This is a genomic window from Rhizobacter sp. P2_H2, from assembly GCF_056403375.1.
Genome location: NZ_JBFUFP010000222.1, coordinates 1 through 6,606 on the forward strand (window position 1 = coordinate 1; position 6,606 = coordinate 6,606).

General features: G+C 70.0%; 5 protein-coding genes. 2 read left to right on the forward strand and 3 right to left on the reverse strand.

Annotated features, from left to right (window positions below; all coding sequences use genetic code 11):
- Nucleotides 1-151 precede the first annotated feature (151 nt).
- Entirely contained in the window at nt 152-436 is a 285-nt protein-coding gene (locus AC1D15_RS13795; RefSeq protein WP_477826426.1) for a hypothetical protein, read from the forward strand.
- Nucleotides 437-438: 2 nt separating this feature from the next.
- Here AC1D15_RS13795 and AC1D15_RS13800 read toward each other — a convergent pair whose 3' ends face one another.
- Nucleotides 439-1,197: an SDR family NAD(P)-dependent oxidoreductase gene (locus tag AC1D15_RS13800; protein ID WP_465113176.1), complete on the reverse strand. Its 759-nt coding sequence runs from the start codon at nt 1,195-1,197 to the stop codon at nt 439-441.
- 364 nt (nt 1,198-1,561) lie between these two features.
- Here AC1D15_RS13800 and rsgA point away from each other — a divergent pair, with 364 nt between their 5' ends.
- Entirely contained in the window at nt 1,562-2,665 is a 1,104-nt protein-coding gene (gene rsgA / locus AC1D15_RS13805) for a ribosome small subunit-dependent GTPase A (protein WP_477826427.1), read from the forward strand.
- On the opposite strand, the gene AC1D15_RS13810 is transcribed toward rsgA, so the two are convergent.
- Both AC1D15_RS13810 and AC1D15_RS13815 read right to left on the reverse strand, forming a co-directional pair.
- Entirely contained in the window at nt 2,646-4,358 is a 1,713-nt protein-coding gene (locus tag AC1D15_RS13810) for a GGDEF domain-containing protein (protein WP_477826428.1), read from the reverse strand. The two genes, rsgA and AC1D15_RS13810, sit on opposite strands and share 20 nt — an antisense overlap.
- Nucleotides 4,359-4,407: 49 nt before the next feature.
- On the reverse strand, nt 4,408-6,606 hold a 2,199-nt coding region (locus tag AC1D15_RS13815), incomplete at its 5' end, for an NAD(P)-binding protein (protein ID WP_477826429.1).

Sequence of the window (6,606 nt, forward strand, 5' to 3'; positions counted from 1 at the left end):
CGGCAAGCGTGAAGCCAGCGACGTGCAGCTCGCGCAGCAGGCCCGTGCGGCGCGCGGCGAGCGCGGCTGAAATCAGCGTTGAAAGACCTGAAAGACCCTGCGCCGGGGCCGGCCTGATAATGCCGGCTCGCCAACGAGGTGCCCCTTGTCCATGATCTTCCGCCGCGTGTTCGCCTTCCTGATTCGCCTGGTCGCCATCGTGATCGGCGCCGTCTTCGCGGCCGGGCTGCTGCTGCTGGGCATCGTCCTCACGCTGACACTGATCACGTGGGCACTGCTGCGCGGCCGCAAGCCCCAGGTGCGGCGCTTCAAGGTCGATCCGCGCCAGCCGTTCGGCGGCTTCACGCGGGGTGGTGCGGCGGTCGACCCGGCCAACGTGGTCGACGTCGAAGCGCGCGAAGTCCCCTCCGCCCCACCCAGACTCGACCGTTCCTAGGCTCAGGCGTCCCGAACGTCCGCCACCGGCTGGCTGCCGAAATCGGTGCGGTCCAGGTAGGCCAGCACCTTGGCCGCGGCCTCGGCCGGCGACGCCAGCCCGCCGTTGCGCTGCAGGTTCACGAAATGCGACTGGTCCGGGAAGCCATCCGCCGGGTTGTCGCGCAGCCGGGCCTGCATCTCGGTGTCGATCACGCCGGGCGCCAGCGAGACGATCTTCGCGCCGTTCGGCTGCAGCGCTTCATCGAGCGCGATCGTGCGGGCCGCATGATCGAGCCCGGCCTTGGCCGCAGCGTAGATCGCCTGGCCGGCCATCGCGCGCCGCCCGAGGCCTGACGAGATCTGCAGCACGCGCCGCCGTGTCGGCCACGTGAGCGTCGCGCGCAGGAACGCGGCGGTCAGCAGCAGCGGTGCCTCCAGCCCGACGCGCAGCGCGTTCGACACATCGGTGCCGTCGACATGACCCAGCGGGCCGACGCGCGTCAGCACGCCGGCGTTGTTGATCAGCGTCGCGGTGTCGAACGAGGTGTGGTCGATCTGCGCGAGCCATGCCGACAGCCGGTGCGCCACCGGCAGCGGTGTCGCGAGGTCCATCGCCCATTGTTCGCAGCGTGCGTTGGCGGCACCGGCCTTCAGGGCCAGCGCCTCGCTGGTGCGCCGCGAGATGCACAGCAGTTGCGTGCCGGGGGCGAGCAGTCGTTCCGCCATTGCCGCACCCAGGCCGCGCGATGCGCCGGTGACGATGTAAAGCGATCGAATCATCCCAACGCTCCAATCCAGCAGGGGAGCCGCATTGTCGCGCCTTTGCAATGACATTGACGCGTGGATACCGGCCATGCCACACTGCGCGCCCGAAGTCCCCGGCCGCCCCGGTTGGGTCCGCTCCCACAGCCACAAGGAGACCACGCGATGAGAACCACTGACATTGCCCTCCTGCTGTCCGCGGATTGCACTTCGCTCCAGCGCTGATCGAGCCCGACTCCCTCTTCGGGTCCTGATCTTCCCGCCGGCGCCCCTGCCGCCGCGGCACAGCTTTCATTCCTTCGTTGCCCCGCACGGCCTTCGCCGCACGGGGCTCCTGGCTCGGCGCGTGCGCCGGCTGCGATGATGAAAGACACCACCCACCATGATCGAGATCGATGTCGAGCGCCTGCGCTCGATGGGGCTCACGCCCGCGATGGCCGCCGAGGCCGCCTCCTTTTCCACGTTTCCCGCGTCCCTTCCTGAAACCTTCCCACCCGGCGCCCGCCTGATGCGCCTGACCGAAGTGCACCGCGAGACCGTCGAGCTGCACGACGGCGAGCACTCGCACAGTGCGCGCGTGCTGCCACGCCTGATGCGCGCGCTCGATGACGACGACACCGGCCTGGCCGTCGGCGACTGGGTCATCGGCGCCGCCGACGCCCACGGCCAGTGCTGGGTGCACGAACGCGTGCCGCCGCTCAGCCACATCGCGCGGCGCGATGCCGACGGGCGCCGCCACCCGGTCGTCAGCAATGTCGACACCGCCTTCCTCGTGATGGGGCTGGACGACGACTTCAACCCGCGCCGCCTGGAGCGCTACCTGATCCTGGTGCAGGGCAGCGGCGTGCAGCCGGTGGTCGTGCTGACCAAGGCCGATGCGGTGCCGCCGCAGGCCCTCGACGAGGYCCGCGCGCAGCTGCGCGGCCGGCTGCCGGCGAATGTCGAGCTGCTGGCCGTCAATGGCCGCAGCGCCGAGGCCGCGCAGGCCTTGCAGCCGTGGCTGTCAGCCGGCCAGACCGTCGTGCTGATGGGCTCGTCGGGCGCCGGCAAGTCCACGCTCACCAACACGCTGGCCGGCACCGAGCTGCAGGACACCGGCGCGGTGCGCGAGCACGACAGCCGCGGCAAGCACACCACCACCTCGCGCTCGCTGCACCGCCTGCCGGGAGGCGCCTGCGTGATCGACACGCCGGGGCTGCGCACGCTGCGACCCGACACCGACGAGGCGCGGCTCGCGCTCAGCTTCGACGACATCGCGACGCTCGCGCTGCAGTGCCGCTTCCGCGACTGCCGCCACGAGGACGAGCCGGGTTGCGCGGTGCGCGAAGGCGTCGGCGCCGACCGCGTGCGCAACTACCACAAGCTGCTGCGCGAGGTGCGGCGCGACACGCTGACCGTGCTCGAGCGGCACCAGCAGCTGTCGCAGTGGAAGGCGCGCGGCCGGCTGGCACGCGAGCGCATGAAGCTCAAGCGCGGCGAGGATTGAAGGGCTGCGCGGCGCCGCCCGGGGCGTCGCGCTTGGTCGACTTGTGGCGGTACATGCGCGCGTCGGCATGGATCAGCAGCTGGCTGCTGGACGTGATCTCCGAGCCGAACGCGATGCCGAAGCTGATGCCGCAGCCCTCGAAGCCGGCGGCGTGCAGCCGCTCCTCGAAGCGGCGCATGTCGTGTCGCGTCTCGTCTTCATGGCGCATGTCGCCGAGCACCGCGAACTCGTCGCCGCCGAGCCGGAACACCGTCATGTCGCGGTCGCGCAGCGTCTGCAGCTGGCGCGAGAACTCGCACAGCAGCGCGTCGCCGTGCGCATGGCCGCGCTCGTCGTTGATGCGCTTCAGGCCGTCGAGGTCGATCATCACCAGCATCAGCCCGGCCGACGAGTCGGCGGCCGTCAGCTTCGACAGCGTGCGGTCGAACGCATGGCGGTTGCCGATGCCGGTCAGCGAATCGGTGCTGGCCTGGTCGAGCGCGCGGTGCAGCTGCACCATGTAGCCGTCCTTCTCGAGCGCGAGCAGCCGGATCTTGTCGGCCAGCGCGAAGGCCAGCAGGATCGCGTCGGCGGTGCTGCCCAGCAGCGTGATCAGCTCCGGGTTGCGCACCATGTCCTGGCTCAGGCCGAGGTTGGCCGGCAGGATCACCAGCGCCGGCAGCAGCAGCGCGAGGAAGGCCGCGAGGAAGTAGCGCGCCGGCAGGTAGCCCGACCACAGCCGCACGAGCCCGGCGATGAGCGCGAGTGTCAGCGAGATCGAGATGACGATCGTCGCCAGCGTGTGCGCCCATGACACCGCGATGAAGCAGCTCGGCAGCAGCACCAGCGCCAGCACCAGGTTGGCATGGCCCGCCCACGCGAGCCGCGGGTTGGCTTCTCGCAGCTGCAGGAACTCGATGTAGAAGAGGGTGTTGAACACCACCATCAGGAAGAACGGCAGGTAGTGCCACTGCAGCCCGTGCCAGCCCAGCCACTGCGCCGGGATGTGGAAGGTCAGCCCCCAGCCGGCCGTGGCCGTCACCAGGTACAGCGCGTAGTACAGCAGCGCCTTGTCGCGCGTGCCGAGGAACATGAAGAGGTTGTAGAGCGCGAGCGTCAGCAGCGCGCCGAGCGCGAACAGCGCCAGCACGTTCTCCGAGATCACGGTGCGGCGGTACTCGGCCTTGGTCTGGATGTCGATGCCGGGCAGCCGCGCGAAGTAGCGGCTGTCGATGCGCAGCAGCACGTGCGCCGAGCTGCCGCGCGGCAGCGTGATGTCGCTGCCGTAGTGCAGCATGTAGGGCGTGTCGGCGTGGTAGCCGGTCACGAAGGTCTGCGGCGGCTGGCCGCCGACGTAGATCCATCCGCCGACGTGCTCCATCAGGCTCGCATGCGGGTCGATCACCCACTGCGTTGCCGGCGAGTCGTTGCGCACCGTCGCATGGAACCAGTAGCGCCCGCCGAGCAGCGACACATGGTCCACCGGCGTCTTGCGCGCGAGCCAGTCGGCCAGCCGGTCGACGTCGGGCGGCTCCTCGTTCGCCTCGGCGAGGTAGAACTGGCCGCTGCGGGTCAGCTCCACCGGCTCGGTCGGCGACACCGCCGTCTGCGCGAGCACGCTGCCGGCCATCAGCCACAGCAGCCCCGCGATCCAGGCAGACAGGCACGATCGCAGGCTGCGGGCGTGCGGTGCGTGGCGGGACGGGCTTCTCATGAAGGGGTCGACTGTAACAACAAGCATCAGCCGCGGCCCTGAAGCGTTCTTAAACGTCCCGCTCGCCGACGATCACCGCCGGATGGCCGCAGATCGCGCGCGCGGTCTGCATGCCGGCCATCGTCGCCGCCTCGACGCAGCCGGCGTTCAGCCCGGTGCGGATCCAGTCGCCGGTGACGAACAGGTTCGAGAAGCCGGTGCCGTCGGTCGCCAGGCGGTAGCGGCTGCTGCCGACCACCGACAGCACGTAGCGCTCCGACGGATCGACGTTGGCGCGCCAGTACTGGCTGTCGAAGCGTGCCGGCCCGACGGCGCCGGACGGGTCGACCAGCAGCGGCCAGCGGAAGCCCTCCGCCGTCACGGCCTTCGGCCACAGCGTGCCGATGCGCCGCTGCAGCTGCTCGATCGCCCCTTGCTTGACCTGCTCGGCCATGCGCTTCGGGAACGCGTGGTCGCTGTACGGCGGGTAGCTCGCGAGCGGCAACGCGCTGCAGAAGTACGAGACGTTCTTCGGCGCGATCGCCGGCGGCCACGCTTCGCGGCACAGCAACTGGTCCATCGGCGCCCAGGTGTCGAAGGGCTCGCTGAACGAACTGAGCACCGGCTGCTGGCCGTCGGGGCCCGTCAGCGTCCAGCCGAGCTCGTGCAGGTCGCGGTTCAGCCACACCTGGTAGGCCTGGGTCGCGACTGCCTTCACGTGCTCGCACGACGCGGCCAGCGCCGGGCTGCGCGCGACGAGCTGCGGGCACAGTTGCGCGACCGATGCGGCCGAAATGCCGAAGACCACCTGGTCGAAATCCTCGCCGAGCTTCAGCGTGCGCGTCGGCAGCGGCTGCCCGAACGCGGCGGCATACACCTCGGGCCAGTCGCTCCAGTTCGATTCGAGGTTGATGCCGTGGCGGCGCATCAGCGCGACCTGCGCGGCGTCGAGCTGCTCGAAGCGCGGCGCGCTCGGCCAGCAGGCCAGGCCGTTCACGTCGACCAGCGGAGCGTAGGCCTGCGCCGGGTCGGCGAGCGCCGCCTGGCGCGTCATGCGGATCTCGGCAACCTTCTTGCCGGCGGCATCGGGCACCAGCTCGTCGACCTTGTGGAAGAACTCGAACTTCACGCCGCGTTCCTTCAGCAGCTGGTAGAACGGCGTGAACACCACGTCGCCCATGCCGGCCTGCATCTTCCACATGATCGCGCCGTGGTAGTCGAAGGCCACGCGCAGCATGCCGCGCAGCATCGTGCCGGCCTCGATGTCCGGCTTGTCGAAGTTGCCGTCCTCGTAGGCGAACACCAGGTCGTAGAAGCCGACCACCGGCGCCGAGCGCACCGTCACCTGCGGGTTCGCGCCGTGGCGCGTCAGCCAGGCCTGGAAGTCCTCGCCGTTGATCACGTCGAAGCCCTTCGTCAGCACCTCGTCCTCGATCATGCCGATGATGCTGGTCAGGCCCAGGTCGGCGCAGATGTAGAGGCGGCGCAGGTCGTCGGCGATGCCGCTGTCGGCCAGCAGGCCGTTGAAGCGCGCATGCAGCCAGGTGCGCACGCATTTCAGCGCGCTCGACTGCAGCAGGTGGTGGCCGGGGTCGTGGTCGCGCAGCGCGGCCGGCAGGTCGGCGCTGAAGCGCTGCAGCGCGGCGAACGCGACGCCGACATCGCTGCACAGCGACAGCACGTCGTCCTCGACGTGCGCGGCGAGCCGGTGCAGCCAGCTGCCCACAGGGAGGTTGGCCAGGACGTCGGCAGGGATCGCACGATGCGCCGGGCCGAGCTCGCCATGCGCCTCGGCATCCTTCAGCTCGCCCAGCCACTGCTTGATCCACTCGTAGCCGACCTGCACGATCTGCCACAGGTCCAGCGTCTCGTCGCCCTGGCCGGGCTCGCCGGGCATCGCCGGGGTCTCGATCGGCCACAGCTTCCAGTCACCTTTCACACGCTCGGTCAGCGTGATGAATTGCTGCGGCTTGAAGGCGTCACGCCAGGTGCGCAGCGGCGCGCCTTCGGGGCGGTCGAGCAGCTCGTAGGCGCGCTGGATGGTCTTGAAGGCGTTGGCGTAGAAGCCGAACCAGATGTGCAGCCCGTGTTCCTCGATGCGCTGGCCGAGCGCGGCATTGCGCCCGCTCGCGCCCTTGCCGCCGAGCCGCCAGCCCATCTGGTAGACGGTGATGTCGCAGGCATTGCGCCAGCCTGGCTGGTCGGTCAGGTAGAAGGCCGCCGTCATCGCCGCGACGCCGCCGCCGAGGATCGCGATCTTCTTCGGCGC

What these genes read in the sequence shown, in the direction of transcription:
- AC1D15_RS13810 (WP_477826428.1), bottom strand. Translation starts at nt 4,358, where the DNA reads ATGAGAAGCCCGTCCCGCCACGCACCGCACGCCCGCAGCCTGCGATCG.
- AC1D15_RS13795 (WP_477826426.1), top strand. Translation starts at nt 152, where the DNA reads ATGATCTTCCGCCGCGTGTTCGCCTTCCTGATTCGCCTGGTCGCCATC.
- AC1D15_RS13800 (WP_465113176.1), bottom strand. Translation starts at nt 1,197, where the DNA reads ATGATTCGATCGCTTTACATCGTCACCGGCGCATCGCGCGGCCTGGGT.